The sequence below is a fragment of the Rhizobium sp. 05N49 genome, assembly GCF_056396805.1.
Window position 1 is genome coordinate 187,090 of the sequence record NZ_JBFTME010000009.1, and the last position, 25,383, is coordinate 212,472.

At 59.9% G+C, this 25,383-nt stretch carries 26 protein-coding genes; 13 read left to right on the top strand and 13 right to left on the bottom strand.

The window, feature by feature from the left end:
* Window positions 1–32: 32 nt before the first annotated feature.
* Together AC1DF8_RS19650 and cysE are read left to right on the top strand one after the other, a co-directional pair.
* Window positions 33–464 carry a GNAT family N-acetyltransferase gene (locus AC1DF8_RS19650; RefSeq protein WP_478154631.1) on the top strand — a complete coding sequence of 144 codons (432 nt, stop codon included), beginning with the start codon at window positions 33–35 and terminating at the stop codon, window positions 462–464.
* A gap of 40 nt (window positions 465–504) precedes the next feature.
* Window positions 505–1,317: a serine O-acetyltransferase gene (cysE, locus tag AC1DF8_RS19655; RefSeq protein WP_478154503.1), complete on the top strand. Its 813-nt coding sequence runs from the start codon at window positions 505–507 to the stop codon at window positions 1,315–1,317.
* A 14-nt stretch (window positions 1,318–1,331) separates the two neighbouring features.
* Here cysE and AC1DF8_RS19660 read toward each other — a convergent pair whose 3' ends face one another.
* A complete protein-coding gene (locus AC1DF8_RS19660; protein ID WP_478154504.1) occupies window positions 1,332–2,489 on the bottom strand; it encodes a GGDEF domain-containing protein in 1,158 nt (385 codons plus the stop codon).
* Between the two features lie 298 nt (window positions 2,490–2,787).
* On the opposite strand from AC1DF8_RS19660, the gene AC1DF8_RS19665 reads away from it, so the two are divergent.
* Window positions 2,788–3,753 carry an NAD-dependent epimerase/dehydratase family protein gene (locus tag AC1DF8_RS19665; RefSeq protein ID WP_478154505.1) on the top strand — a complete coding sequence of 322 codons (966 nt, stop codon included), beginning with the start codon at window positions 2,788–2,790 and terminating at the stop codon, window positions 3,751–3,753.
* A 57-nt stretch (window positions 3,754–3,810) separates the two neighbouring features.
* Here AC1DF8_RS19665 and AC1DF8_RS19670 read toward each other — a convergent pair whose 3' ends face one another.
* Window positions 3,811–4,401 carry a GNAT family N-acetyltransferase gene (locus AC1DF8_RS19670; protein ID WP_478154506.1) on the bottom strand — a complete coding sequence of 197 codons (591 nt, stop codon included), beginning with the start codon at window positions 4,399–4,401 and terminating at the stop codon, window positions 3,811–3,813.
* A 96-nt stretch (window positions 4,402–4,497) separates the two neighbouring features.
* Window positions 4,498–5,631 carry an ornithine/lysine decarboxylase gene (gene odc2, locus AC1DF8_RS19675; RefSeq protein ID WP_112544264.1) on the bottom strand — a complete coding sequence of 378 codons (1,134 nt, stop codon included), beginning with the start codon at window positions 5,629–5,631 and terminating at the stop codon, window positions 4,498–4,500.
* A gap of 530 nt (window positions 5,632–6,161) precedes the next feature.
* Here odc2 and AC1DF8_RS19680 point away from each other — a divergent pair.
* From AC1DF8_RS19680 to AC1DF8_RS19690, 3 genes are all read left to right on the top strand, one after another.
* Entirely contained in the window at window positions 6,162–7,055 is an 894-nt protein-coding gene (locus AC1DF8_RS19680; RefSeq protein WP_112544266.1) for a LysR family transcriptional regulator, read from the top strand.
* Between the two features lie 101 nt (window positions 7,056–7,156).
* Window positions 7,157–7,798 (top strand): DUF1007 family protein, encoded by a 642-nt coding sequence (locus AC1DF8_RS19685; protein WP_113205775.1) that lies wholly within the window; start codon window positions 7,157–7,159, stop codon window positions 7,796–7,798.
* Complete coding sequence (locus AC1DF8_RS19690; protein ID WP_478154507.1) at window positions 7,792–8,862, top strand: nickel/cobalt transporter; 1,071 nt, start codon at window positions 7,792–7,794, stop codon at window positions 8,860–8,862. The genes AC1DF8_RS19685 and AC1DF8_RS19690 overlap by 7 nt, the downstream gene beginning before the upstream one ends.
* 2 nt (window positions 8,863–8,864) lie before the next feature.
* On the opposite strand, the gene AC1DF8_RS19695 is transcribed toward AC1DF8_RS19690, so the two are convergent.
* From AC1DF8_RS19695 to AC1DF8_RS19705, 3 genes are all read right to left on the bottom strand, one after another.
* Window positions 8,865–9,071, bottom strand: coding sequence for a hypothetical protein (locus tag AC1DF8_RS19695; RefSeq protein WP_112544486.1), 207 nt, complete (start codon window positions 9,069–9,071; stop codon window positions 8,865–8,867).
* Window positions 9,072–9,176: 105 nt separating this feature from the next.
* Window positions 9,177–9,896, bottom strand: coding sequence for a tellurite resistance TerB family protein (locus tag AC1DF8_RS19700; protein WP_113204572.1), 720 nt, complete (start codon window positions 9,894–9,896; stop codon window positions 9,177–9,179).
* A gap of 131 nt (window positions 9,897–10,027) precedes the next feature.
* The gene (locus tag AC1DF8_RS19705) at window positions 10,028–10,666 is read right to left on the bottom strand and encodes a 2-dehydro-3-deoxy-phosphogluconate aldolase (RefSeq protein WP_478154508.1); all 639 of its coding nucleotides are present in this window, start codon (window positions 10,664–10,666) and stop codon (window positions 10,028–10,030) included.
* Window positions 10,667–10,817: 151 nt separating this feature from the next.
* On the opposite strand from AC1DF8_RS19705, the gene AC1DF8_RS19710 reads away from it, so the two are divergent.
* The 4 genes from AC1DF8_RS19710 (at window position 10,818) to trhO (ending at window position 13,744) form a co-directional block, all read left to right on the top strand.
* Entirely contained in the window at window positions 10,818–11,306 is a 489-nt protein-coding gene (locus AC1DF8_RS19710; RefSeq protein WP_037103413.1) for a CYTH domain-containing protein, read from the top strand.
* A complete protein-coding gene (locus AC1DF8_RS19715; RefSeq protein ID WP_478154509.1) occupies window positions 11,284–12,192 on the top strand; it encodes a CHAD domain-containing protein in 909 nt (302 codons plus the stop codon). The genes AC1DF8_RS19710 and AC1DF8_RS19715 overlap by 23 nt, the downstream gene beginning before the upstream one ends.
* 73 nt (window positions 12,193–12,265) lie before the next feature.
* Window positions 12,266–12,742, top strand: a complete 477-nt coding sequence (locus tag AC1DF8_RS19720; RefSeq protein WP_478154511.1) for a VOC family protein — start codon at window positions 12,266–12,268, stop codon at window positions 12,740–12,742.
* A 72-nt stretch (window positions 12,743–12,814) separates the two neighbouring features.
* Window positions 12,815–13,744: an oxygen-dependent tRNA uridine(34) hydroxylase TrhO gene (trhO, locus tag AC1DF8_RS19725; RefSeq protein WP_478154513.1), complete on the top strand. Its 930-nt coding sequence runs from the start codon at window positions 12,815–12,817 to the stop codon at window positions 13,742–13,744.
* A 9-nt stretch (window positions 13,745–13,753) separates the two neighbouring features.
* On the opposite strand, the gene AC1DF8_RS19730 is transcribed toward trhO, so the two are convergent.
* The gene (locus AC1DF8_RS19730; protein ID WP_478154515.1) at window positions 13,754–15,943 is read right to left on the bottom strand and encodes a bifunctional diguanylate cyclase/phosphodiesterase; all 2,190 of its coding nucleotides are present in this window, start codon (window positions 15,941–15,943) and stop codon (window positions 13,754–13,756) included.
* Window positions 15,944–16,136: 193 nt separating this feature from the next.
* On the opposite strand from AC1DF8_RS19730, the gene AC1DF8_RS19735 reads away from it, so the two are divergent.
* Together AC1DF8_RS19735 and AC1DF8_RS19740 are read left to right on the top strand one after the other, a co-directional pair.
* Window positions 16,137–16,607 carry a MarR family transcriptional regulator gene (locus AC1DF8_RS19735; protein ID WP_183890204.1) on the top strand — a complete coding sequence of 157 codons (471 nt, stop codon included), beginning with the start codon at window positions 16,137–16,139 and terminating at the stop codon, window positions 16,605–16,607.
* On the top strand, window positions 16,604–17,068 hold the full coding sequence (locus tag AC1DF8_RS19740) for a hypothetical protein (protein ID WP_478154518.1): 465 nt from the start codon (window positions 16,604–16,606) through the stop codon (window positions 17,066–17,068). Before AC1DF8_RS19735 ends, AC1DF8_RS19740 begins: the two co-directional genes overlap by 4 nt.
* A 38-nt stretch (window positions 17,069–17,106) precedes the next feature.
* Here the strand turns inward: AC1DF8_RS19740 and AC1DF8_RS19745 are convergent, their stop codons facing one another.
* Window positions 17,107–18,480, bottom strand: a complete 1,374-nt coding sequence (locus AC1DF8_RS19745; protein WP_478154519.1) for a GH1 family beta-glucosidase — start codon at window positions 18,478–18,480, stop codon at window positions 17,107–17,109.
* Window positions 18,481–18,723: 243 nt separating this feature from the next.
* On the opposite strand from AC1DF8_RS19745, the gene AC1DF8_RS19750 reads away from it, so the two are divergent.
* On the top strand, window positions 18,724–19,131 hold the full coding sequence (locus tag AC1DF8_RS19750; protein WP_113145476.1) for a DoxX family protein: 408 nt from the start codon (window positions 18,724–18,726) through the stop codon (window positions 19,129–19,131).
* A gap of 80 nt (window positions 19,132–19,211) precedes the next feature.
* Here AC1DF8_RS19750 and AC1DF8_RS19755 read toward each other — a convergent pair whose 3' ends face one another.
* The 5 genes from AC1DF8_RS19755 to AC1DF8_RS19775 all read right to left on the bottom strand — a co-directional run bounded on the left by AC1DF8_RS19755 (window position 19,212) and on the right by AC1DF8_RS19775 (window position 25,382).
* Window positions 19,212–20,399, bottom strand: a complete 1,188-nt coding sequence (locus tag AC1DF8_RS19755) for a Gfo/Idh/MocA family protein (protein ID WP_113204580.1) — start codon at window positions 20,397–20,399, stop codon at window positions 19,212–19,214.
* Between the two features lie 27 nt (window positions 20,400–20,426).
* Window positions 20,427–21,482, bottom strand: coding sequence for a sugar phosphate isomerase/epimerase family protein (locus AC1DF8_RS19760; RefSeq protein ID WP_007817498.1), 1,056 nt, complete (start codon window positions 21,480–21,482; stop codon window positions 20,427–20,429).
* Window positions 21,483–21,731: 249 nt separating this feature from the next.
* Window positions 21,732–22,679 carry a substrate-binding domain-containing protein gene (locus AC1DF8_RS19765; protein WP_112544295.1) on the bottom strand — a complete coding sequence of 316 codons (948 nt, stop codon included), beginning with the start codon at window positions 22,677–22,679 and terminating at the stop codon, window positions 21,732–21,734.
* Window positions 22,680–22,766: 87 nt separating this feature from the next.
* Window positions 22,767–23,771, bottom strand: a complete 1,005-nt coding sequence (locus tag AC1DF8_RS19770) for an ABC transporter permease (RefSeq protein ID WP_478154522.1) — start codon at window positions 23,769–23,771, stop codon at window positions 22,767–22,769.
* A gap of 84 nt (window positions 23,772–23,855) precedes the next feature.
* Entirely contained in the window at window positions 23,856–25,382 is a 1,527-nt protein-coding gene (locus AC1DF8_RS19775) for a sugar ABC transporter ATP-binding protein (protein ID WP_478154524.1), read from the bottom strand.
* Window position 25,383 lies beyond the last annotated feature (1 nt).

The window sequence follows — 25,383 nt, forward strand, 5'->3', positions numbered from 1 at the left end:
CTCTGAATGCGGGACATGCTTATCAGGCGGCCATGGTGCGGCGCATCGCACTATGGCACGCATTGCCGCACCTTCCGGATTTGCACACGCCTGTGGAAGACGAAGCTTTCTGGCAAACGAATTTGCTGATGAAATGCACAGTCCTCGGCGCCTTTATCGATGATCGGCTTGCTGGCGTTATCGCCTACGGAAATGGCTGGATCGAGCAGCTCTATGTTCTGCCCGATGTTCAGGGCATCGGAATTGGCACAAGGCTTCTTTCCCTGGCAGTAAGGGACATGGACGACGTCCGCCTCTGGACCTTCCAGCAAAATCGCCGCGCTCGCGCCTTCTACGAAGCACGTGGTTTTTCATCCGTCGAGGAAACCGATGGCAGTGGCAACGAGGAAGGAGAGCCTGACATGCTCTACCATTGGCATCGCCTGCCGGAACCAGTGTATAGTGCTGATAGCCTCCGCAACTGACACTTGGCTGCGCACCGATTGCAGGAACAGGGATCCGAGAATGCAAGCTTCGAACAACGCCGCCGCCAAAGAGTTGGGCGCATTCGCTTCGGTCTGGTCGGCAATCCGTGCCGAAGCAGTCGATCTCGCCGCACGCGAACCTACGCTGCGGACTTTGCTCGAAATGCAGATCATCGGTGCAGAAAGCGACGCTGACATCATCGCCCGCGTGATCTCCGCGCGCCTTGCAGTGGCGAAGGTCGATTCCGAAGATCTCTTCAGCCTGTTTCACGGCATCTTGCTGGACCATGTCGATATCCGCGCCGCCATCGAAGCCGATCTTCTGGCTGTGCGCGAACGCGACCCGGCCTGCACCACCTATCTGCATGCGCTGCTGAACCTCAAGGGCTTCCACGCCCTGCAGACGCACCGCATCGCCCATGCGCTCTGGATCAATGGCCGCTTCGAGATCGCCAGCTGGCTTTCCAACCTTGCTTCACTGGTCTTCGGTCCCGATATCCATCCGGCTGCAAGGATCGGTTCCTCGATCATGCTCGACCACGGCTCGGGCATTGTGATTGGCGAAACAGCTGTCATCGAGGACGAGGTCTCGATCCTTCAGAATGTCACGCTCGGCGGCACGGGCAAGGAAACGGGAGACCGCCATCCGAAGATCCGGCATGGCGTCATGATCGGCGCTGGTGCAAAAATCCTCGGCAATATCGAGATCGGTGCCTTCAGCAAGATCGCGRCCGGCAGTGTCGTGCTGAAGCCGGTGCCGGCCCATTGCACGGTCGCAGGCGTTCCGGCGGTCGTCGTGCGCATCCATCGCAATGATGAGATCCCGGCTGAGACCATGGACCAGAACATCTGACAAACCGACCGAGTTTAAGCAGCCTGCTGGCTTTCGCTTGACACTTCGACCCGGTTGCGACCCTCGCGCTTCGAGCGATAGAGCGCCTCATCCGCCATTTGCGTCAGTCGCTCGAAATCCACGGTGTTCTCGCAGCGCGTCGCAACACCAATGCTGAGCGTCGGAAAGATCGCAAGATCCGGCAGCTGCATCACCGCTGCCGCGAAGGAAAGACGGATGCGATTGGCAATTGCGACTGCCTCGTCCCGATCGGCATTCCGCAGCACAGCCAGGAACTCATCCCCACCCTGTCGCGCAAGCAGATCGGCTGACCGCAGGATGGCCTTCGACACGTTCGCGAAAAGCCGCAAGACCTCGTCACCGGCGGCGTGACCGTGCCGGTCGTTCAACTGCTTGAAATTGTCGACATCGATGATGAGCAATGAGACCGGCTCACTGGCAAGCGACGGCACATGCTGGGCAAGGCCGCTGCGGTTGAGCGTCCCGGTGAGCGGATCGTGATGAGCAAGCTCGATAAGCTGATTACGGCTCCGCTCGGCCGCCATCAGCACCATGGCCATACTGCGCAGCATGATGAAGGCCACGGCCGATACTGCCATCCAGCTATGGATGATACTGCCCCCGAATGGGTCCGGCCCACCGATATCACCGGTGGCGGCCAGAAAACTACGAACCGCGAAGATGGCTGCAGTCGCAACATAAAGTCCGCAAAGAATAGCAGCCGAATAGAGTTTCTCACGGCGGGCGATACCTGCTGCCTCCCTGACGATGGTGAGGTCGCAAAGACAGCAGATTACCGAAACATAGAGCAGGCGTTCGGATATCGCCGCCGGATCGCTGATAAAGAGGGCTACCGGCAGGCTGCCGAAGACGATCACGATCCAGGAATAGCGCCGGTCGATCGGATGTCCCGCAAAGGCGCGGACARCAAAGAACATCAGCATGTAGCCAACGATGGTCAGCACGTTGCCCGCATCGATGGAGACATAATAGGGAACGAGATTGCGCAGCGCGACGAGGAAGGAGCCGATGCCGACGAGCAGGTTGCTGGCGCCCCACCACAGCGGCCAGCGTTCGAAACGGCCGGTCGCATAGGCGGCGAACTGGAGCGCGCTCAGAACAACGCAGCTCACCGCAACGATGAAATAAATTGTCCGCAGATCCAGCAGCATCGAGCCCGTCCCGAAGTCCCACGCCGCGAACCCTACAGGAAGCGATTTGCAGTTTGATTGGACGCTTCGCTAAAAATTTAGCGACCGCCAGCTTTTTGCGTCAGGCGGCRCACACCATACCGGTGATCTCCGCCATCGGGCAATGCAGCAAATCCCGACTGCCATTGCACGCCGAAGGCCGGCTCGGCGATTCACACGGACGGGGAACTTCATGATCCGCGTACTGGCCACTTGCAGTCCGCCGAAGCGGCACGACATAGTGCAGCACAAGCCCAAACGCGCATCTGGAGGAGACAGCATGGCTCGCGTCGTCGTCATTGGAGCAACAGGACATGTTGGCACCTATCTCGTGCCCCGCCTTGTTGAGGCCGGCCATGAGGTAGTGGCGATTAGCCGGGGCGCAGCCACGCCCTACAAGGCGAACGAAGCGTGGAACCGTGTCGATATCAGGCGCATGGATCGCGCGGCACTCGAGGCGGAGGGCCGCTTCGGCCACGAGGTTCGCGCGCTGGGAGGCGAGATCGTCATCGACATGATCTGCTTCACGCCTGACAGCAACAAACAGCTCGTGACTGCCCTCGAAGGCCATGTCAGCCATTTTCTTCATACCGGCACGATCTGGACGCACGGTTTCTCGACTGTGGTGCCGACCCCGGAGGAGGCGCCGAAGAAGCCATTTGGTGACTATGGCGTGAATAAAGCCGCGATCGAATCCTATCTGCTCGGGATGGCGCGGGAGAGAAATTTCCCTGTAACCCTTATCCATCCGGGCCATATTGTCGGCCCTGGCTGGAACCCGCTGAACCCGGCAGGTCATTTCAATCCCGACGTTTTCGCGACGCTGGCGCGCGGCGAAATACTGGCTCTGCCAAATTTCGGCATGGAAACCGTGCATCACGTCCATGCCGACGACATTGCCGAACTCTTCATGGCGGCCATCGCAAAACCGCAGGCCGCATTCGGCGAGGCATTCCATGCAGTTTCGGAAAAAGCGGTAACGCTGCGCGGTTATGCCGAAGCCATGGCCGCCTGGTTCGGCAAGGAAGCCAGGCTGGAGTTCCTCCCTTACGAAGCCTGGGCGGAAAGACAGTACCCGGAAGAGGCGAAAGCCACCTGGGAACATATTGCCCGCAGCCCCAACTGCTCGATGGAAAAAGCCCGCCGGCTACTCGGATTCACGCCGCGGCACAGCTCGCTGCAAGCGGTGCAGGAAGCTGTCCGCTGGCTGATCGACGATGGCAGGGTCGACGCAAAGGCTCCCTGAGCGATCAGAACGCCTGAAACAAAAAAGCCCCTCCCGGAGATGGGAGGGGCTTGCCGGTCAGGCCGCCTTCCTGACCGGTGCACTGGCCAGCATGCGCCCCGACGGGACGATCATACCGGCTGCGCCGCCAAGCCAGCCCTCGACGAGCTCAAGCGCCAGAAAGCGCGAGCGTTCGAACGGGCCGGGCATGACGAGGTGACGAGCCTTCTCGGCGGAAAAGCCGAAACGCTCGTAATATTCCGCATCGCCGACGAGCAGGACTGCGCCGTGACCACGGTTCTTTGCTTCGAGAAGTGCTGCGCGCATCAGCGCCGAGCCGATGCCCTTGCCGCCATGCTTGCCGTCGACCGCGAGCGGGCCGAGCAGCAGTGCGTCGAGGGCCGAGCCTTCCTGGTTGATGCCGGCCTCGACATTCCACAGACGAACCGTGCCGATCACACGGCCGTCGCGATCGCGGGCGACGAGCGCCAGGCCGTCGGCCGGCACGCGGTTGCGACGGATCGCTTCCGACGACTTCTTGCGGCGGTCCGGACCCATGACGCGATCGAGCAGGGTTTCGCGAGCGACGACGTCGGACGGATTTTCCGCGTCGATGGAGAAAGTAACAGGCGCAAAGAATGCGCGGACAGAATCAAGAACAGCGGCCATCTTGGCCTCCCGTACCCAATACCGTTATCAGCGGTGACTTCGGAGAATTGTGAATTTGCCGCCCCGGCTGGTCACGGGGCTGGCGGAAACAAGACCTTAGATGACGTAAGCCTTCAGCGGCTCGAAGCCGTTGAAAGCGACCGCCGAATAGGTCGTCGTGTAAGCGCCGGTGCCTTCGATCAGAACCTCGTCGCCGATCGTCAGAGACATTGGCAGCGGATAGAGGTTCTTTTCGTACAGCACGTCGGCCGAGTCGCAGGTCGGGCCGGCGATCACGCAGGGCTCCATCTCGTCGCCGTCACGCTCGGTGCGGATCGGGTAGCGGATGGCCTCGTCCATGGTTTCGGCGAGACCGCCGAACTTGCCGATGTCGAGGAAGACCCAGCGAGCGTCGTCATTGTCAGACTTCTTCGAAATCAGAACGACTTCAGCCTTGATCACGCCTGCATTGCCGACCATGCCACGGCCCGGCTCGATGATCGTCTGCGGGATCTGGTTGCCGAAATGCGTGCGCAGCGCCTGGTAGATCGACTTGCCGTAAGCTTCTGCCGACGGAACGTCGCGCAGGTACTTGGTCGGGAAGCCGCCGCCCATGTTGACCATCTGCAGGTGGATGCCCTGCTTGGCAAGCTGGACGAAGACGCGCTTGGCATCGGCCAGAGCTGAATCCCAGGCATCGACCTTGGTCATCTGCGAGCCGACATGGAACGACACGCCGTAGGACTGCAGACCGAGCTGATGAGCGTAGACGAGAACGTCGACGGCCATCTGCGGAACGCAGCCGAACTTGCGCGACAGCGGCCATTCAGCACCTTCGCCATCGGTCAGAACGCGGCAGAAAACGCGCGCGCCCGGAGCAGCACGGGAAATCTTCTCGACTTCTTCATGGCTGTCGACTGCGAAGAGGCTGACGCCGAGTGCATGCGCACGGGCAACGTCGCGTTCCTTCTTGATCGTGTTGCCGTAGGAGATACGGGCCGCGGTCGCACCGGCTTCGAGCGCCATTTCGATTTCTGCGACGGACGCGCAATCGAAGTTGGAGCCGAGGCCTGCGAGCAGCTTCAGGACTTCCGGAGCCGGGTTTGCCTTGACGGCGTAATAGATCGCGCTGTCCGGCATGGCGTGACGGAAGGCGTGGAAATTGTCTTTGACGACGTCGAGGTCAACCACGAGGCAGGGACCGTCGGGACGTCGGGTTGCGAGAAAGTCGCGGATGCGCTGGGTGGTCATATCGATTCCCTCTTCCAATTCCAGAGCTCCGGCGTCAACCGGAGGACAAAGGGCATGCAAGAACCGCTCAGGAACCAGCCGGTGGAGACCCCGGATCCTTGACGGCGCTTGATGCGCAGATAGTGAACCAACGCCGCGAATGCGGTATGGGTTCGGCTTTGTCTGCCATGGATTGGAGGGAATATCCCTGCCGCACTTCCGGCAATGAAGGTGTGCCTCTTCAGTAACCCCCGCTGATGGAAAGCAGGGAGAGAACAAAAAGGCCCGCACCGTCGTTGCTTCAGGCGTCCTCGCATTTTCCGGTTGGCCGGAATAGCGACTGGAGGGGTTAATTCCAGGTACCTTACCGATTTCCTCACCAATTCGAGGGTTCGGCGGACACCCATGGGCACGTGCGACTTTGGGCTGAGTGGGAAATAAGAATATTCGCCTTCACAATCAAGAGAAATTTTGCCCAGCGGCCCAAAAAAATAATTGAACGATTAAGGACAATTTGTTCAACCTCATTCAACAGATTTGGAGGACCGCCCATGGACACCCTGACCCGTATACGTGCCTTCATCGATGTTGTTGAAGCAGAAGGCTTTTCCGCCGCGGCGCGTCGTACCGGGCGCTCCAAGGCGCTGCTCTCGAAATACGTGCGTGAACTGGAGGATGAGCTCGGCGCGCTTCTGCTCAATCGCACCACCCGGCAATTCTCCATGACCGAGGCCGGCCATACCTATTATCGCACCGCTTCCGACATCCTGAAGGAGATCGACAACCTCGCCGATCTCGTGCGCGAGAACAACGCGCAGCTGAAGGGGCGCCTCAAGGTTTCCGTGCCACGCACTTTCGTCGATGCCGATGTCGGACAGTCCCTGATCGATTTCGCCAAGGAGAATCCGAACCTGCAACTGGAGATCGCCGCCGACGACCGTTTCGTCGACCTGATCGAGGAAGGCTTCGACGTCGCCGTCCGCGTCACGAAACTCGAAGATTCCGGTATGATTGCCCGCAAGATCTCCGATTTCCGCGTCCATATCTGCGCCACCCCGGAATTCCTCGAACGCTACCCCAATATCGAGCATCCGAGCGATATCTCCAACGTGCCCTTCATCGTCGATACCAATTCCCGCAACCAGGCAAGCATCCGCTTCTACAATCCCGACAGCACCTCCTTTGCGGTCGCAGTTTCCGGCCCGATGGAAGTCAACAGCCCGCACGCGACATTGCGCGCCGCGCTCTCGGGTATCGGTATTGCGCTGATTCCAGACTTCATCGCTCGCAAACCGATCGAGGACGGCAGGCTGGTGACCTTGTTCAATGACTATATTCCGACTGACCGTGGCATCTATGCCGTCTATCCCCACCGGCGCTATCTACCGGCAAAGGTCAGGATCTTCGTCGACTACCTCTCTAACTGGTTCAAGAAACATCCCTGACCTCAGTGGATGGACGTGCCCAAGCGTCGCAGGTCCGGTCCCAATTCCGTCCCATTTTCTGGTGAGAAAATCACCCCAACCGAACAGGGCAGCGGGGCAGCATGAAACGATCGACACTATTGACGGCTGGGCTTTTGTCACTGGCCCCCGCCACCGCCTTCGCTCATCCGCATATTTTCGTGGAAGCAAGGCTCGAGGTTGTCGCAGCCCGTGACGGCAGCATTCAGGAACTACGCAACGTCTGGCGCTTCGACGAGGTCTTCTCCTCCTCCGTCGTCATGGACTTCGACAAGAATACCGATCTGAAGCTGGAGCCGAACGAGCTTGCCGAAGTGGGCAAGACCGTTCGGGATTCGCTTGCGGATTACGACTACTACATGAACCTGACGATCGACGGGAAAAACATAAAAGTCGAAAAGCCCGAAATCATCCATGTCGACTACAAGGAAGGGCAACTCCTGATGTTCTTCGCCGTCAAACCGGTGGAGAAGATGCCGTTGAAAGGCAAGCTGACTTTCGGCGTCTATGATCCGACGCTCTATACCTCGATCGACTTCCCGACCGACAACGAACTCGCCGTGGTCGGTGACGGCTTCAAGACCTGCAAACACGCGGTCGTGCGCCCGGACGCAGACGAGGTAATTTCGGAAAACAAGCAGTCACTGACCGACGCTTTCTTCAACGATCCAACCGGCACCAATATGTCGAAGCTCTTCGCCACACGGCTGGAGGTCACATGCTGATAAAGCGCCTGCCCCTTGCCCTGCTTGCAATCGCCGTCGTGGCCACTGCCGCCCATGCGCAATCGCCGCTTGGCATCGGCACGGCGGAGCCGAGCTTCCAGCCGACGGGCGGGCCGCTGGCACCTCTTTTCCTGTACGTGAACTACGAGCAGCAAGCCTTCTATCGCGCGCTGACCGGCGCGCTGAAAGCCATGCGCGAAGACCCCTGGCAACTATCCTCGCTGATCGGTCTTTCTTTCGCCTATGGCGTGTTTCACGCCGCCGGCCCGGGCCACGGCAAGGCCGTCATCTCGTCCTACATGATCGCCAACGAAGTCGAGCTTCGACGTGGCGTCGTCATTTCCTTCATCTCAGCCTTCGTCCAGGGCGTCATGGCCGTCGTGCTCGTCGGCGCCGCGTGGCTGGTGCTGCGCGGCACCGGCATCACGCTGACCATGGCAACACAGGCCATGGAAATCGCAAGCTTCGTGATGGTCATCCTTTTTGGCTGCTGGCTGCTTTTCCGCAAGCTACGCTCGATGGCTGGTCAACTGCCGCGTCGTCGGCTCATGGCAACGCCGGCGGGCCCCGTCAGCATGATGCTGGACTGGAAGGACAATGCGAGCGAACGCCAGAGCGCCAGTTTCAGCTTCAACGGCAAGGCGCAGGCCGTGGACCCGGGCCATACCTACGTGCCGGGCATGGTCTGCGAGACCTGCGGCAATTCGCACCTGCCCGATCCCTCGCTGGTCAGCGGCGACAAGTTCAGCGCCCGTGAGGCGTGGTCTGCCGTTATCGCCGTGGGCCTACGCCCCTGCTCCGGCGCATTGCTGGTCATGACCTTCTCGCTGTTGAACGGGCTTTATCTCGGCGGCGTGCTCTCGGTCGTCGCCATGTCGCTTGGCACCGCCATTACCGTTGCGATTCTTGCGACGCTCGCCGTGACGGCCAAGAGCACCGCCGTACGCCTCTCCGGCCGTGGTTCGTCCGCCTCAATCTGGATCGGCAATACGATCGAGATAGCAGGCGCGCTTCTTGTGATCCTGATGGGTATATTGTTGCTCGGAGCCTCCCTGCAGGGATAGCCTCACGGCTTTCTGCTGCGCTGGTAGCGTGCTCGCAGCCAAAATATGCCGAAGAAACACATCAGCAGGCAGACGCCGACGATGACTGCCAATATCGGCGAAAAACTGCCGATCCACAGCACGATGGTCGGCAGGAAATAGATCACCAGCCCGGCAGAAACCAGAATGATAGCGGCTGCAATCGCCTGCGAACGGCTTTCCGGGCTCATGGCCATGGGTCACTCCTCTTGTCCGGGAGTGGATAGGCCAGCCGCCCCGCAAAGGCAACCGGCCCTGATGTCACTGGACCCGCAGATTGCTGCGAGTTCTCAAGATCACTGCGAGAGAGTGACCTTGGCAGAGGAAACCGTCGCTTCGATGTGATCGACCAGCTGATCAGGCAGGCCGAGCCGGCCCGCAAGCAGATCGAGATAGCCGCGTTCGGCCCGTGAATCCGGCTCTATCGTCAGGCGCGAGGCGGTGTAGAGCTCGACTTTCTGCTCCTCCGTCACCGCCGCAGCGACAAGCGCATCGATATCGGTCGGCTCCGAAAGCTCACGTTCGATGAAGCTCGCCGCCTCGCCGCTGACGTCGGCGGCCTTGACCTTGTCCATGATGAGGACGCGTTCCGCATCGTCGATATGACCGTCGGCCTTGGCGGCAGCGATCATGGCGCGGATAAGAACCAGTACGAACTCATTGCTGGTCGCTGGTGAGGCCGTACCGAAGCCGGATTCTGCAGGCGGAGGCAGGAGAACGGGATTGTTTGCCGTCGGCGCATCGGAGGGTGCTGCAGGTGCCTGCCCTGCCTGATAGTTCTTCCAGGCCTGATAGCCGAGGCCCGCAATGGCTGCGAGACCGCCGATGGTAACGGCATTGCCTGCGATACTGCGGCCGGTCTTGGTACCGAGAAGCACAGCGGCAAGCGCACCGGTCTTTAATGGATTATCCTTCGCCATCTGGATCGCGTCGCCGGCACGGTCGCGTACGCTGCCGCCCACACCCGGGATCTGCGATCCCAGAAACTGGTCGAGTAGTTTCTTCGCGTCGAACATGTCCTCTGCTTCTCCCTATTTTAGAGGCTGGAGGAGAACATAGGTTTGCGACTGCCGAAATACAAACGAGGGCGGCATGGCCACCCTCGTTCAAAACCTGCAAGCTTTCAAAACCGGACGGCCTCGAGAACTCAGCTCTTCAGCGCAAAAGCTTCGGAAGCAAGCTTGGTAATGCCTGCCCAGTCGCCAGCAGCAACCAGTTCCTTCGGCGCGACCCATGAACCGCCAACGCAGATGACGTTCGGCAGCGACAGATAGTCATTGGCATTCTTGAGCGAGATACCGCCGGTCGGGCAAAAGAACGTGCCGGCGAGCGGCGACGACAGCGCCTTCAGATAGGCAGCACCGCCGGCCTGCTCGGCCGGGAAGAACTTCAGCACCTGATAGCCTTCTTCGCGCAAAGCCATAACTTCGCTTGCTGTCGCAGCGCCCGGCAGCAACGGCACCGGTGAACCGGCTGCGGCATCCAGAAGCTCCTGGGTCGTGCCTGGGCTGACGATGAACTTGGAGCCAGCCTGCACGGCGGCTTCCCAGTGAGCAGCATTGAGGATCGTGCCGGCGCCGACTTCAGCACCTTCCACTTCAGCGGCGACCGCGCGCACGGCATCGAGAGCAGCCGGGGTGCGCATGGTGATCTCGATGGCCTTGAGACCACCTGCAACGAGTGCGCGGGCAAGCGACACGGCCGACTTGGCATCATCGACGATCAGAACCGGAACGACGGGCTGGAGTTTCAGGATAGAAAGGAGTTTCTCTGTCTTCTCGCCCATGGCCACGGTTCCCTTAAACGATTGAAATCGGCTTTCGAATAACGCCCTCACAAGGGCTTGTCGAGATAAAACCAGCCCGTGCGACAAGACGGGTATTAAATCGCTATAAATTGGGGTAGCGTACCCCGACCGTCACAAAAGGTTCATTCGTATGGCGAAAGAGATCGAACGGAAGTTCCTCGTACGCGGCGAAGCATGGCGCTCCGCTGTCGAGTCCAAATCGGTCCTGAAGCAGGGCTACGTCGCCTCGATGGACGACCGCTCTGTACGAATTCGCATCCTTGACGAGAAGACTGCGCGGCTGACGATGAAGATCGGCCGCAGCACCCTCACCCGCGACGAATTCGAGTATGAAATCCCCGTCTCCGACGCCGAGGAACTGCTGGAAAACGCCATCGGCATCGTCATCGAAAAGACGCGTTACCGCGTCCCCTATGAAGGTTTCGTCTGGGAAGTCGATGTCTTTGGCGGTGCCCATCGCGGCCTGGTCATCGCCGAAGTCGAGATGCAGGCCGAAACTGACAATCCTCCCCTGCCCGCCTGGCTCGGCCGCGAAGTGACGGGCGACTTCCGCTATTCCAATCAGGCGCTTGCTACAGAATTCGAGCACGACAGGCATGGGCTATCGCATACGGCCTGAGGCCGATTTTACCGACGAGTTCCGAAGCGCGGCCGAGGAGCAACTCACGCGTGCCATCACCGTTCTGCAAGAACAGCCGGAAGGCGCCCATGAGGCGATTCACGCTTTCCGCAAGAACATCAAGCGACTGCGTTCGCTCTATCGCCTCGTGTCCGCTGACGTACCGGATTTCCAGAAGCGAGAGAACGCGCGGTTGAGGGACACTGCCAGGTCGCTCTCCACCATCCGCGATGCCGCAGCGATCGTCGATACCGCGCGTTACCTGCAGGACAATGCCCGCAACCTGGAAGAAGCCGAGGCGCTCGGTCGCATCGTTTCTATCCTGGAGGCCCGGCGCGATTGGATGGCGGAGGCTGAGAGCGGCCTCGAACAACGCCTGCACGACGCTGCCGACGCTTTACGGGAAGCGATCGCGGCACTCGATGATATCACCTTCGACAAGAGCCATCGCAAGAATGCCCGAATGCTGGCAAAGAGCTGGCGCCGGACGGCGTCGCGCGCCAGAAAAGCGCTGGATGCCTGTCATGAAGATGCGACAGCCGATGACTTTCACGAACTGCGCAAGCGCACCTACGACTATCGCCTCTACCACGCGCTTCTGCGCGATCTCTGGCCGAGTGCGATGAAGGCCAAACGCGACTTCGCCAAGGACCTCGTCGAACGGCTCGGACACATCAACGATCTCTCCGTACTTTCGGGTCTCGTTGAGGCAGAGCCGCAGCTCTTCACCCGCAACGACGATCTCGCCCATCTGCTGGATGCCATCATATTCCGTCAGCAGGAGGATCGGCGCGAAACGTTGCTCAGCGCCGAAACGCTCTACGGCGATGATCCCGATGACGAAGCGCAGCGTCTCGAGATCCTCTGGGTATCGATCCGCAATTGATGCATTTCGCCTGTTGACCTCAACATTGGTTGAGATCCTAGCCTCAGTCGGTCAATCAACCTCTGAGGACGATATGTCTGCTGACAAGGCCACGAAACCGCAAATCCAGGGCATCTACGAAACCCATCTCGCCGTCGCCGATCTGAAGACTTCCATTGCTTACTATCGCGATATTCTGGGCCTGGAGTTCGCCGCCGAATTTCCCGAGCGCCGCATTGCCTTCTTCTGGGTGAACGGCAAGAGGAACGGCATGCTCGGCCTCTGGGAAACTGGCACCGGCCCCTTGAAGATGCGCTTGCACTTGGCCTTCCGCCTGTCGCAGGAAGAAATGATGCAGGCGCCGGCGCTGCTGGTCGGCAAGGGCCTGACGCCACACGGCTTTCATGGGGAGCCAGTCACCGAGCCGATCGTCATCGGTTGGGTGCCGGCGTTGTCACTCTATTTCAACGATCCCGACGGACACTCCATCGAATTCCTGAGCGTGCTCAATGACGAGCCGGATGCCGCTTTCGGCATGCGCTCCTATACCGAATGGAAAGCGCGCCGATAGACTATGGCGACACGGCAGCGGACTTGCGTAATATCATTGCGCAGGCCCGGCATATTCTGTATTTCCACGCGCATGACCGACAATGCGATCCAGACAAGCCCGTTCCTCGTGGCCGCACTTTACCATTTCGTCTCGCTGCCGCGTTACGAAAGCCTGCAGCCGCCGCTACAGGCGCTCTGTGAAGAGAATGGCGTCAAGGGCACGCTGCTCCTCGCCCATGAAGGCATCAACGGGACGATTGCAGGGCCGGATGCCGGCATTCGGACCGTGCTCGCTTTCCTGCGTGCCCAGCCGGAATTTTCCGTGCTCGAGCACAAGGAAAGCCATGCTTCGAAAATGCCTTTCCTGCGGATGAAGGTGAAGCTGAAAAAGGAAATCGTCACCATGGGCGTCGAGAATATCGATCCCAATAAGGTGGTCGGAACCTATATCAATCCCGTTGATTGGAACGCGCTGATCTCCGATCCCGATACGATCGTCATCGACACCCGCAACGACTACGAGACGGCAATCGGCGTCTTCCGCGGCGCCGTGGACCCCAAGACCAAGACCTTCCGCGAGTTTCCGGATTGGGTGCGCAATAATCCCGGCCTCCATAACAAGCCGAAGATCGCCATGTATTGCACCGGCGGCATCCGCTGCGAGAAGGCAACGGCCTTCATGAAGGAACAGGGCTTCGAAGAAGTCTATCACCTCAAGGGCGGCATCCTGAAATATCTGGAGGAAGTGCCACAGGAAGAAAGCCTCTGGGATGGTGCCTGCTTCGTTTTCGACGAGCGGGTTTCAGTCGAGCATGGCCTGAAGCAAGGCGAACACAAGCTTTGCCATGCCTGCCGCAACCCGATCACGGCAGAAGAAGTCACCTCGCCCCATTACGAGGAAGGCGTTTCCTGCAGCAATTGCTATCACAGCCGCAGCGAAGAAGACCGCCTGCGCTATCGTCAGCGCCAGCACCAGATCGCACTCGCCAAGAAGCGCGGACAGAAGCACATAGGTACTTAACGCGACGGTTTAGCCGGCGATCCGGCGCAAGACCCGTGCTTCACGGTGCTCCTGCAATCGGTCATTGATGTGGTCGGCAGTCATCGGTTTGCCGAAGAAATAGCCCTGCAGACTGTCGCAGCCAAAGAGGCGCAGCGCAACCGCCTGCTCCTCCGTCTCGATGCCTTCGGCCGTGACCGGAATATCCAGCGCGCGGGCAAGTGCTACTGTCGCCTGCAGCATCTCCCGCTGCCGGCTGTCGCCGGTAATATCGGTGACGAGTGAGCGGTCGATCTTGATGCGATCGAAGCCGAACTGCCGCAAATAGCCGATCGAAGAAAAGCCGGAACCGAAGTCGTCGAGCGCCACCTTGACGCCGAGCGACTTCAATCGCTCGATCGATTGGCGCGTGCGCTGCGGGTTCTGGATCATGTAGCCTTCGGTGATCTCAAGCGTGACGCGGCTGGCCTCGATGTCCGTCTGCTTCAGTACATAGCGAACATAATCGGTGAAGGCCGGATTGCGGAACTGGCCCGGTGAAACATTGACCGAGATCTTCAGTTCCGGCCACTGCTTTGCCGTTTCGCAGGCCTTGCGCAACACGAAAAGGCCGAGGGATTCGATGAGCCCGCTGGTCTCGGCGATCGGAATGAAAACCTCGGGCGAAACCGGACCGTGGCCTGGCCGGTTCCAGCGCACCAGCGCTTCCACGCCATTCATCTCATGCGTCGCGGCATCGACGAGCGGCTGATAGGCAAGCGTGAGATCGCCGCTTTCGATCGCCATGCGCAGATCGAGCTCCAGCGCGTTGCGCTGCGCGCGATCGGTATCCATGGCCGGATCGTAAAGTGTCATGCGGGCGCGGCCGGCCTCCTTCGCCTTGTACATGGCGAGGTCGGCGCGGCGTACCAGCTCCTCCCGGGCGATCGAACCGAGCGATGACATGGCAATGCCGATGCTGGCGCCGACCACGACGATACGGCGGCCGACTTCGAGCGGTTCAGCAAGAAAATCGAGGATCTGCTCCGCAAGCTGCAATGCGGCCGCATTCTCCGCATCCGAAAGGAAAGCGATTGCAAACTCATCACCGCCGATGCGGGCGAGCACCGCGTCCTCGGGGATCAGCACGTCCAGTCCTGCCGCGACAGCGCGGATCAACTGGTCGCCGGTGCCGTGCCCGTAGCTGTCGTTGACTTCCTTGAAGCCGTCGAGATCGAGATAGAGTAGCAGCACGTTCCGCTTCGTCTGCCGGGCTTCCGCAACGAAGCGGTCGACGGCAAGCCCCAGGCCGTCGCGGTTGGAAAGACCGCTCAGGCGATCTCGAAGTGCTTCTTCACGCGCGCTGTTTTCCTCGGCCTTCAGCCGCCGGCCGGTCATCCAACCGATTATGAGGAGGACGACGAAGAACAGGCCGACAAGACCAAGCGCCTGGATGACCATGGGCCTCACCTGCGCGTAACCAATATCGCCGGGCGAACGCGACACCCAGACTAGCTTGCCGAGAACCGCCCGAGCAGGGTCTGCAATTTCCACCGAATAGGCCGCGGCAAAATCTGCGGGCACCAGTCGTAACCCGTTCAGGACGTAAGTCGTGCCGAGAGCGGAGATCTTGTCCTCGTCGAGATGCCGGGCGAAAACCAGATAGCGATGCTGACCGTCGGGCATATCAAGCTCACCCGACTTCTGCCGCACAAGCGCGATACCGACAGCGGCAATACCCCTGGCAGTCTTGATGAAACCGGTGGCCTGCGGCTTCTCGCCGACATCAGGTGCGCGAACCTTGTCCAGAAGCCGCCAAAGCGAGGGGGAGAAGAAATCGTCTACCGGCATCTGCATTGGCAAACCGTCCTGATAGGCCATGACGGTTTTCTTCTGGTCATCAATGACGATAGCCATGTCGAAGAGAGGGCTGTTGAGGGACATCTCGCCGTAATTGCTGACCGTCCACGCCATGCCCTCCGGCGCGTAGACATTGGCAGCCGCATCATCCCAGGCGGCATAATCGTCAAGCGTCGCGGCAAGCTGGTCTTCGAAGGTCTTGAGTGCGCCGACGGTGGTTTCGCGCGAACGCTCGTCGTCGAGCACATTGGCATTTTCGGAGACGCGTTCCAGCGCCGTCAAAACCATGATGGTGACAACAGCAACAATGACCGCGAAGGAAAAAAGCACGCCAGTGACCGTGGTATGGCGGCCTAAACCCGATCCATTGTTTTTTGACATCAAGACTGCCGGCAACTCACACAACTCCCAGTTCCAGAAATCTTCGCAGTCAAGGGTCAAGAAACGCTTAAAATCATGAGAACAATCGAGAATCCGGCTCAGGATTTACTCGAATGCCGCATGTTTTTACAGATTGACAACCGGTTTCCAATAATGGCAACTGGTTTCCACAATGCAAATGGAGAACGGCATATTGAAGCGGACGATCGAAGCAGACCTGCTGACGGACATCATGCTGATGATCTTCCGCATCAACGGACGACTATTGGACGGTGGCGACCGGCTCGGCGCACCGCTCAACCTCACGAGCGCCCGCTGGCAGGTGCTCGGAGCGATCTCGCTGTCTTCCGGTCATGTCGCGGTTCCCGCCATCGCGGAGATGATGGGCATGACCCGTCAGGGAGCCCAAAAGCAGGTAAACAAGCTGGAGGAAGACGGCTTCGTCGAAAGGCGGCCCAACCCGCGCCATCAGCGCTCGCCCTTCTATGTGCTGACGCCGCAGGGCGCTGAGAGCTACGCGAGGATATCAGCGCTTCATACCGGCTGGGCCAATGCGCTGGCCCGCGGACTAGACGCACCGGAACTACAGACGGCACTCGATCTTCTGAGCAGGTTCGACCAAAGGCTGGCGCTGGACGCCACGGAAAGCGAGGAACGGAAATGAAAACCTTCGTTCATGCCGGCGCGGGCACAATCGCCATGATCCTGATTGCGGGCTTTCTGACCGCAACGCTGACTTCCGAGCTTCTTCTGGATGCGACCGCAATTCTTGCCGTCAAGAAGGCAGTTCTTGCCGGTCTCTGTCTGTTGATCCCGGCGCTCGCAATCACTGGCGGCAGCGGTTTTTCGCTCGCCCGAGGTCGTCATTCGCCGGCTATCGACAGGAAGCGCTGGCGGATGAAGGTCATTGCCGCAAACGGGCTGCTGGTCCTCTTGCCCCTGGCAATCCTGCTCTACCGTCGCGCGGATGAAGGTCTGCTTGACGGTGTTTTCTACGCCATGCAGACCCTTGAACTGCTGGCCGGCTCTACGCAGCTGACGCTACTTGCCCTCAATTTCCGCGACGGGCGGAAATTGAGCAGAGGAAAACGTCTCGCTGCAGCAGAGAAGTTGAACGCGATCTGAAACGGCAGGGCATCGATGCCCTGCCGAAATCCTTGGCCTCAAACGGGCTTGTGGTTGCCCTTAGGGAACTGGCTGGCGAGCTCGCGATACCACTTGCCACTTTTCTTGACCGTACGAACCTGCGTTCCATAATCGACATGAACGAGGCCGAAACGCATGCGATAGCCTTCCGCCCATTCGAAATTGTCCATCAGGCTCCAGGCAAAATAGCCGCGCATCGGATATCCGTCCTTGATCAGGTCGGCGACGACATTGAGATGGTCACTGACATAGTCCAGGCGCATCACGTCATCGACCTCGCCATTGACGACATCGGTATTGTCGCAGGCGCCATTCTCGGTGATGTAGCATTCCGGAAGGTCGTAGCGGCGATAGAGATCCTCGACGAGCAGCTTGAGGCCCGGCGAATAGACTTCCCAGCCGATATCGGTCTTCACGTCGCTGGCCGGAGGTGCTTCCACCGTCCAGGGGAAATCGCCCTTGCGGCTGGCATCGTCGGCAACGCGCTCCGGCTTGTAATAGTTGAGGCCCCACCAGTCGAGCTTCTGGCTGATGATCTTGAGATCGCCGTCCTCGATCGCGGGCATGCGATCGCCGAGCGCTTCGACGAATTCCTTCGGATACTCGCCCTTGAAGACCGGATCAAAGAAGGCGCCGTTGTGGAACTGGTGCGCGCGCTCGCCGGCAGCAAGATCGGCAGCCTTATCGGAGCCCGGAATGATCGAAGAAGCATTGAGCACCAGACCAACAGGCACACCAGGTGCTTCCGAACGGATCGCTTCGACGCCAAGGCCGTGCGCCAGGTTCATGTAGTGCATGGCGTGCAGCGCGGCCTGCATGTTACGCTCGCCCGGCGCATGAATGCCGTAGAGGTGGCTGAGCCACACGATGCACCACGGCTCGTTGAAAGTGGCGACGCTGTCGAGACGGTCGCCAAGACGGCTCATGACAGTCTTGGCATAGCGCTGATAGGCATAGGCCGTCGATCGTGCCGTCCAGCCGCCGTCGCCGGCAAGCAGCAGCGGCAGATCCCAGTGGTAGAGCGTCGCAAAAGTCTTGATACCGCGCGCCTTGCAGCCGTCGACGAGCCGATCGTAGAAATCGAGGCCTTTCTCATTCACCGGGCCCGTGCCGTCGGGGATGATGCGCGGCCAGGCGATCGAGAAACGATAGGCATCGACGCCCATATCCTTGATCAGATCGAGGTCCTGCTCCAGCCGGTTATAGTGGTCGCAGGCAACATCGCCGTTGTCACGGTTATGGACGCGGCCGGGCATGTTGCAGAAGGCATCCCAGATGGACGGCTTGCGGCCATCGGCCTTGCTGGCGCCTTCGATCTGGAAGGCAGCGGTGGCAACGCCGAACGTGAAATCGCCGGGAAAGCGGGCGGCAAGCGTTTTCGGATCGATCATCTGTAAATCCCATCTCTCAGGTTGTGGATTGACCGTTTGCCCGGGGTTTAGCCAAGCCTGATAGCAAAGTACAGGCCGACGGAAAGAAAAACTGCAACGTTGCAGGAAGAGTGACAAAACAGCAATAAGCCTGCCACGGAACCCGGCATCTCACCGTCGTAACGCCAATGTCAGCAGTCGTGATTTGCTGTCACGATCTTGATCCTTACACCGGAAAGGGCATCACAATATGAAAGGAACCGAATGCTCTCTTCGATTCACCTGCTGCAGCCGCACCTGCTGAGCCTGCTGCGTATCGTCTCGTCCCTCGTGCTTTTCAGCTATGGAACACAGAAGATCCTGCATTTCCCGGCTGCAGCGAGCGTACCGCCCGTCGGCTCGCTGCCCTGGGTCGCCGGCCTCCTCGAACTCACGCTCGGCTTTCTGGTACTCATCGGCTTCCAGACCCGCATCGCAGCTTTCGTGCTTTCGGGCCTGATGGCCTTTGCCTATTTCATCGGCCACGCATCGAAGAGCTTCTTTCCGGCACAGAACGGTGGTGTCGCCGCCATCCTTTTCTGCTTCGTTCTGCTTTATATCGTCGCCGCCGGCGCAGGCCCGTTCAGCGTCGATAATCTGCTGAAGCGCGGCCGTACCGAGGTTGCGGCCTGATTGCCACAAAACGTAAACGCCGGGGCAATATCGAACCGCCCCGGCGTTTTTGATCATACGGACCTGATCGGCACGTAAACTCAGACCTTGACCCAGGCGCCGTTGCGCTTGGATGAAGCCACACAGGCTTCGACGAAGGCGACACCCTTCACACCGTCATCGACGGTCGGGTAGACCACGGCCTTGTCGACCGCCCTGCCCTTCTTGTGCGCGTTGATGGCATGTGCGGCTTCCGTGTAGATCGTCGCGAAAGCTTCGAGATAGCCTTCCGGATGGCCCGACGGAACGCGGGAAACGCGGGCAGCGGCCGCACCGGAGCCGGCGCCGTTGCGGGTAATCAGCCGCTTGGATTCGCCGAACGGCGTGTACCAGAGATAGTTCGGATCGGCCTGAACCCATTCGATACCACCCTTGGTGCCGTAAACGCGCACCTTGAGGCCATTCTCATGACCCGGCGCCACCTGGCTGCACCAGAGCATGCCCTTGGCCGGCTTTTCCGAACCCTTGGCCTTGAAGCGCAGCATCACATGGGCGTTGTCGTCGAGACGACGGCCCGGTACGAAACTGTCGAGATCGGCCGCAAGGCTGTCGAGTTCGAGACCGGTGATGAACGAAGCCAGATTATAGGCGTGCGTGCCGATATCGCCGGTCGAGCCGCCGACGCCGGATTGCGCCGGGTCGGTGCGCCATGCGGCCTGCTTCTGGCCGGACTGTTCGATCGCTTCGGTCAACCAGTCCTGCGGATACTCGGCCTGAACGATACGAATATCGCCGAGCTCGCCATTGGCAACCATTTCGCGCGCCTGACGAACCATCGGATAGCCCGTATAGTTATGCGTCAGGATGAAGAGCGCGCCGCTCTCGTCGGCAACCTTCTTCAGCTTCTTGGCATCGGCGAGGTTCGATGTCAGCGGCTTGTCGCAGATGACGTGGATGCCGCGGCGCAGGAATTCCTTGGCGGCGTCATAATGGACGTGGTTCGGCGTCACGATCGAAACGGCTTCGATGCCGTTCTTCAGTTTCGCTTCGCGGATCGCCATTTCCCGGTAGCTGGAATAGGTGCGCGACGGATCGAGACCGAGATCGCGACCGGACTGGGCAGCCTTTTCCGGCGTCGACGAGAGCGCACCGGCGATCAGGTCATACTGATCGTCGATACGCGCCGCGATGCGGTGAACGGCGCCGATGAAGGCCCCTGCCCCACCGCCGACCATACCGAGCCGGATGCGCGGCTCGCGGGCCTGTTCGGATGATGCTTCGATTGCCATGATTTTCTCCTCGAAATCCTGATCCGCTTACGACAGGCCCAGCATGCGCCGGTTGGCTGCCTGATCGGTGCCGCCGGCAGCGAAATCGTCGAAGGCCTTTTCGGTGACGCGGATGATGTGGGCCGCAACAAACTCAGCGCCTTCGCGGGCACCATCTTCCGGATGCTTCAGCGCACATTCCCACTCGACCACGGCCCAGCCGTCGAAATTATTGGCGGTCATCTTCGAGAAGACGGCGCCGAAATCGACCTGGCCATCACCCAGCGAACGGAAGCGGCCGGCTCGTTCGACCCAGCCCTGATAGCCGCCGTAAACGCCCTGACGTCCGGTCGGGTTGAACTCGGCATCCTTGACGTGGAACATCTTGATCCGGTCTTTGTAGATGTCGATGTTGTCGAGGTAATCGAGGCACTGCAGAACGTAGTGCGAGGGATCATAGAGCATGTTGGCGCGCGGATGGTTGCCGACGCGTTCCAGGAACATCTCGTAGGTGATGCCGTCGTGCAGGTCTTCGCCCGGGTGGATTTCGTAGCAGACGTCGATGCCATTTTCATCGGCATGATCGAGAATCGGCTTCCAGCGGCGGGCAAGCTCGTCGAAAGCGGTCTCGACGAGACCGGCCGGGCGCTGCGGCCAGGGATAGATGAAAGGCCAGGCAAGCGCGCCCGAGAAAGTCGCATGCGCCTTGAGGCCGAGATGCTTGGAAGCGGTCAGCGCATACTTGACCTGCTGCACCGCCCATTCCTGACGCGCCTTCGGATTGCCACGCACTTCGGGTGCTGCAAAACCGTCGAAGGCTTCGTCATAGGCCGGGTGCACGGCAACGAGCTGGCCCTGGAGATGGGTGGAAAGTTCGGTAACCTCGACGCCGTTTTCACGCGCCTTGCCTGCGAATTCGTCGCAGTAATCCTTTGATGTCGCCGCCTTCTTGAGGTCGATGAGCTGGCTTGCCCAGGTCGGAACCTGCACGCCCTTGTAGCCGATATCGGCCGCCCATTTGGTGATCGCGTCCCATGAATTGAAAGGCGCGGTATCGCCAGCGAACTGTCCGAGGAACAGGCCTGGTCCCTTGATCGTCTTCATGTCAGTTTCCTCCCTGAATATCGATCGTAAACGTTTTCGAGAAATCTTAGCGCGCCGTTCGATAAAGAAAAGGCGCCTCCCCGCCAATGCGAGAGATTTAAGCGGGTGGGCCGAAATCAACGCGGTCTGGACCTAATCACGCTCGCCGCGGATCGGCAAGAGGTACGTGCCGCATTTTGGCTTCAACTTGTCCGAAGGCATGAAAAATGCGCCCATCCTCTCGAATGGGCGCATACATGAAAGCCGATATCAGAACGGAGAATCCGGGAAGTAGAAGTTCTTGGCATTGTCCTTGGTGACGAGCGTTGCGTCGAGGATATAGTTGCCGTGAACCGGAACCTGATCGTAGAGCGCAGCAGCCGTCAGTTCCATGGCCGTACCGACCATTGCCGGCGGATAGAGAACGTCGACCGGGATCAGCTTGTCGCCGTCCATGACCTTCTTGATCATGTCCTTGGAGCCAGCGCCGGCAACGACATACTGAATGTCGGTGCGCTTGGCCTGCTCGATGGCCTGCAGAACGCCGACAGCCATGTCGTCATCCTGGCACCAAACAACGTCGATCTTCGGATACTTGGTCAGATAGTCCTGCATGACCTTGAAGGCATCGTCACGGTTCCAATTGCCGTACTGGCGGTCGAGAACCTTGACCTTGGAGCCTGCAATGCCCTTGTCAAAGCCGTCCTGGCGCTGCTGGTCGATCGGGATCGGCAGGCCGCGGATGATGACGACCTCGGCTTCCGGGGTCTTTTCGGCAATGTACTTGCCGGCGACTTCGCCGAGCGCCGGGTTGTTGCCGGCAACGTAGAGGTCACGCACGGAATTGTCGTTGCTCGACGGCGCACGGTCGACGAGTGCAACGAACTTGCCCTTGCCCTTGACTTCCTTGATGGCGTTGACGAGCGGATCCGGATCCGACGGCAGGATGACGAGCGCATCGATGCCCTGTGTGTCGAGGTCCTGCACGGCATTTGCCTGCGTTGCGGCATCCGGCGAGGTCTTGACGATGACGTTCAGGCCCGGATGCTCTGCCATCAGCTTCTTGGCAATGCGCTCGGCGTGAAACACGACGCCCGACGTCCAGCCATGGTCGGCGGCCGGAATGGACACGCCGATCGTATAATTCTTGTCCTGGGCGTAGGCTGCGCCGGCAAAAGCCACCCCCGCAACAGCCAGACCCAACATGAGCTTGCGCATGCTATTTCCTCCCAAAAATATCAGGGACTTATTCAATCCGGGCCGGGTGCCCTGGATAGCCCGGCCAATCCAAGAAGCAGGCCTGTCTTACGATTTGCGCACCAGCGACCGCTGCACCAGCATGGCGATGATGATGATCGCGCCCTGGATCGCGCCGATGAGATATTCGCTGATGAAGTTCGAAAGCAGCATGATGTTGCCAACGAGCTCAAGAATGAAGGCGCCGCAGATCGTGCCCCAGACGCGGCCCGCACCGCCCTTCAGGGCCGTGCCGCCGACAACGACAGCCGTGATTGCCTGCAGCTCCCACAGAATGCCCGTCGTTGCCGAAGTCGAGCCGAGACGCGGCACATAGAGCAACACGGCGATCGCCACGCAGAGTCCCTGAATGACGAAGGCGATTGTGCGCACCCGGTTGACCGCAATGCCGGAATAGCGGGCAACATCGCTGTTCGAACCGACCGCCACGACGTGACGGCCATAGCGCGTACGGTAGAGAATGAAAGCCGCAATGGCGGTAACGACCAGGATAACGACGATCGGCACCGGGACACCGAAGATACCGCCGAAATAGGCTGGCCGATAAAGCGTCTGAATATCAGCCGAACGCAATGTGATTGCTCCGCCCTGCGACAGCCACGTCGTCAGACCGCGATAGATGCCCATCGTACCGAGCGTGGCGATGAAGGGCTCGATCTTGCCGACCGTCGTGATGAGGCCGTTTGCGAGACCGCAAAGCGCACCGGCGACCACGGCGAAGACGACGGCAGCAGTCAGCATCAGCACCGGATCGGCAATGACGCCGGAATTGATGAGCAGGATCATCAGGCTCGCGACGAAGGCCACCATGGAGCCCACGGAAAGGTCGAGGTCGCCTGCCGAGATCACGAAGGTCGCACCAACGGCGATGATGGCGATGAAGGCACAACGCGTTGCAACGTTCGTAAGATTGGTGATGCCGATGAAATTCGGATTGACCAGTGCGCCCACGATGAGGAGCAAGGCCAGTGCGGCGAAGGGGGCAACCGCGCGCAGATCGACGTCACGCCAGGATCTGCGCCGGATCTCCCTGGTCTCCTCGTTAACACTCATGTCCAAAACCAACCTCCCGTCCCATGATTGCTGGGCATCCTGTTTGTCTCGCGCGCGGTCCGCTCGCGTCGCGCCTCGCCGGCATCAGGCAGCCGCTTGACGCTTCAGCCCCGCGGCGTAACGCATGATTTCCTGCTCGGAAATTTCATCGCCTTCGAGGATGCCGACGATCCGGCCTTCGCGCATCACGGCAACCCGCGTGCAAAGCCCAATGACTTCAGGCATTTCCGAGGACACGACGATAATCGACCGCCCGTCGCGGGCGAGCGCCGAAATGAAATGATAGATCTGCTGCTTGGTGCCGACATCGATGCCGCGCGTCGGCTCGTCGATGATGATGATCTGCGGCTCGGTCTCCATGACCTTGGCGAGAAGCAGCTTCTGCTGGTTGCCACCCGACATGCGGCCCGCAATGATATTGCCGTCGCGTACGCGGATGTCGAAGCGCCGCTTGGCCTTGGCAAGCGCTGCCGCTTCGCTGTTCGGGCTCAGATAACCATGGCTGACATGGCGTTCGAGCGATTGCAGCGTCAGGTTGGCGATCATGCCCGAACCAAGCAGCAGCCCTTTGGACTTGCGGTCCTTGGTCATATAAGCAAGGCCGGCGCGATTGGCGGCACGCGCGTCACCCGAAGACACGCTTTCGCCGTGGATGACGACCTCGCCGGAAAGGCGCGAACGCAGACCGGCGATCGCCTCCATCAGCTCGGTACGACCCGAACCGATAAGTCCGGAAAATCCGATCACCTCACCCTTACGCACTTCGAAGCTCGCATCCTGCACGTAGCCGGTCGAAACCGAACTGACGCGAAGCACGACTTCCTCGTCGACATTGGGCTCGACCTTGGCCGGATAGAGGCTCGAAAGCTCGCGGCCGACCATGAGCTGCGCAATGGATTCACCATCCAGCATGGAGGTCGGAGCCGTCTTCACCCACTGGCCATCGCGAAGGACCGTGACCCTGTCGGTAAGCTCCATGACCTCGTCAAGCTTGTGGGAAACGAAGACGAAACTGGTGCCCTGATCGCGCAGCTTACGCACCTGCTTGAAGAGCATATTGATTTCCTCGCGCGACAAAACGGCGGTCGGCTCATCCATGAAGACAACGCGGGCATCGCGGCTGATTGCCTTGGCAATCTCGACCATCTGCTTGTCGGCGATCGGCAGCGAACTGATCATCGCGTTCTCATCGACATGCGAACCGAGCACATCCAACACGCGACGTGTCTCCGAGCGCATATATTTGCGGTCGAGCACCCCGAAATGCGTGACCTCGCGACCGAGGAACAGGCTCTCGGTGACCGTCAGATGTTCGGCCAGATTGAATTCCTGATGAATGATGACAATGCCGAGCGCTTCGGCTGCGCCGTTCGGAGGCAACACCACTGGCTCGCCGTCGAGCAGGATCTCGCCGGAGGTTGGCTGCTCGAAGCCGGAGAGAATCTTGACGAGAGTGGATTTTCCGGCGCCATTTTCGCCCATTAGCGCATGGATTTCACCGGCACGGAGATCGAAATTGACGCTGAAGAGAACCTGCACGCCGCTGAAAGACTTGCAAATGCGCCTGGCGGACAACACCACCGGTGCAGCCTCTGCGGTATCCACGGTCATG

Coding starts and splice junctions, on each gene's coding strand:
- AC1DF8_RS19650 (WP_478154631.1), top strand. CDS start 33: ATGGTGCGGCGCATCGCACTATGGCACGCATTGCCGCACCTTCCGGAT.
- AC1DF8_RS19665 (WP_478154505.1), top strand. CDS start 2,788: ATGGCTCGCGTCGTCGTCATTGGAGCAACAGGACATGTTGGCACCTAT.
- AC1DF8_RS19670 (WP_478154506.1), bottom strand. CDS start 4,401: ATGGCCGCTGTTCTTGATTCTGTCCGCGCATTCTTTGCGCCTGTTACT.
- odc2 (WP_112544264.1), bottom strand. CDS start 5,631: ATGACCACCCAGCGCATCCGCGACTTTCTCGCAACCCGACGTCCCGAC.
- AC1DF8_RS19680 (WP_112544266.1), top strand. CDS start 6,162: ATGGACACCCTGACCCGTATACGTGCCTTCATCGATGTTGTTGAAGCA.
- AC1DF8_RS19685 (WP_113205775.1), top strand. CDS start 7,157: ATGAAACGATCGACACTATTGACGGCTGGGCTTTTGTCACTGGCCCCC.
- AC1DF8_RS19690 (WP_478154507.1), top strand. CDS start 7,792: ATGCTGATAAAGCGCCTGCCCCTTGCCCTGCTTGCAATCGCCGTCGTG.
- AC1DF8_RS19695 (WP_112544486.1), bottom strand. CDS start 9,071: ATGAGCCCGGAAAGCCGTTCGCAGGCGATTGCAGCCGCTATCATTCTG.
- AC1DF8_RS19700 (WP_113204572.1), bottom strand. CDS start 9,896: ATGTTCGACGCGAAGAAACTACTCGACCAGTTTCTGGGATCGCAGATC.
- AC1DF8_RS19705 (WP_478154508.1), bottom strand. CDS start 10,666: ATGGGCGAGAAGACAGAGAAACTCCTTTCTATCCTGAAACTCCAGCCC.
- AC1DF8_RS19710 (WP_037103413.1), top strand. CDS start 10,818: ATGGCGAAAGAGATCGAACGGAAGTTCCTCGTACGCGGCGAAGCATGG.
- AC1DF8_RS19715 (WP_478154509.1), top strand. CDS start 11,284: ATGGGCTATCGCATACGGCCTGAGGCCGATTTTACCGACGAGTTCCGA.
- AC1DF8_RS19720 (WP_478154511.1), top strand. CDS start 12,266: ATGTCTGCTGACAAGGCCACGAAACCGCAAATCCAGGGCATCTACGAA.
- trhO (WP_478154513.1), top strand. CDS start 12,815: ATGACCGACAATGCGATCCAGACAAGCCCGTTCCTCGTGGCCGCACTT.
- AC1DF8_RS19730 (WP_478154515.1), bottom strand. CDS start 15,943: ATGTCAAAAAACAATGGATCGGGTTTAGGCCGCCATACCACGGTCACT.
- AC1DF8_RS19740 (WP_478154518.1), top strand. CDS start 16,604: ATGAAAACCTTCGTTCATGCCGGCGCGGGCACAATCGCCATGATCCTG.
- AC1DF8_RS19745 (WP_478154519.1), bottom strand. CDS start 18,480: ATGATCGATCCGAAAACGCTTGCCGCCCGCTTTCCCGGCGATTTCACG.
- AC1DF8_RS19750 (WP_113145476.1), top strand. CDS start 18,724: ATGCTCTCTTCGATTCACCTGCTGCAGCCGCACCTGCTGAGCCTGCTG.
- AC1DF8_RS19755 (WP_113204580.1), bottom strand. CDS start 20,399: ATGGCAATCGAAGCATCATCCGAACAGGCCCGCGAGCCGCGCATCCGG.
- AC1DF8_RS19760 (WP_007817498.1), bottom strand. CDS start 21,482: ATGAAGACGATCAAGGGACCAGGCCTGTTCCTCGGACAGTTCGCTGGC.
- AC1DF8_RS19765 (WP_112544295.1), bottom strand. CDS start 22,679: ATGCGCAAGCTCATGTTGGGTCTGGCTGTTGCGGGGGTGGCTTTTGCC.
- AC1DF8_RS19770 (WP_478154522.1), bottom strand. CDS start 23,771: ATGAGTGTTAACGAGGAGACCAGGGAGATCCGGCGCAGATCCTGGCGT.
- AC1DF8_RS19775 (WP_478154524.1), bottom strand. CDS start 25,382: ATGACCGTGGATACCGCAGAGGCTGCACCGGTGGTGTTGTCCGCCAGG.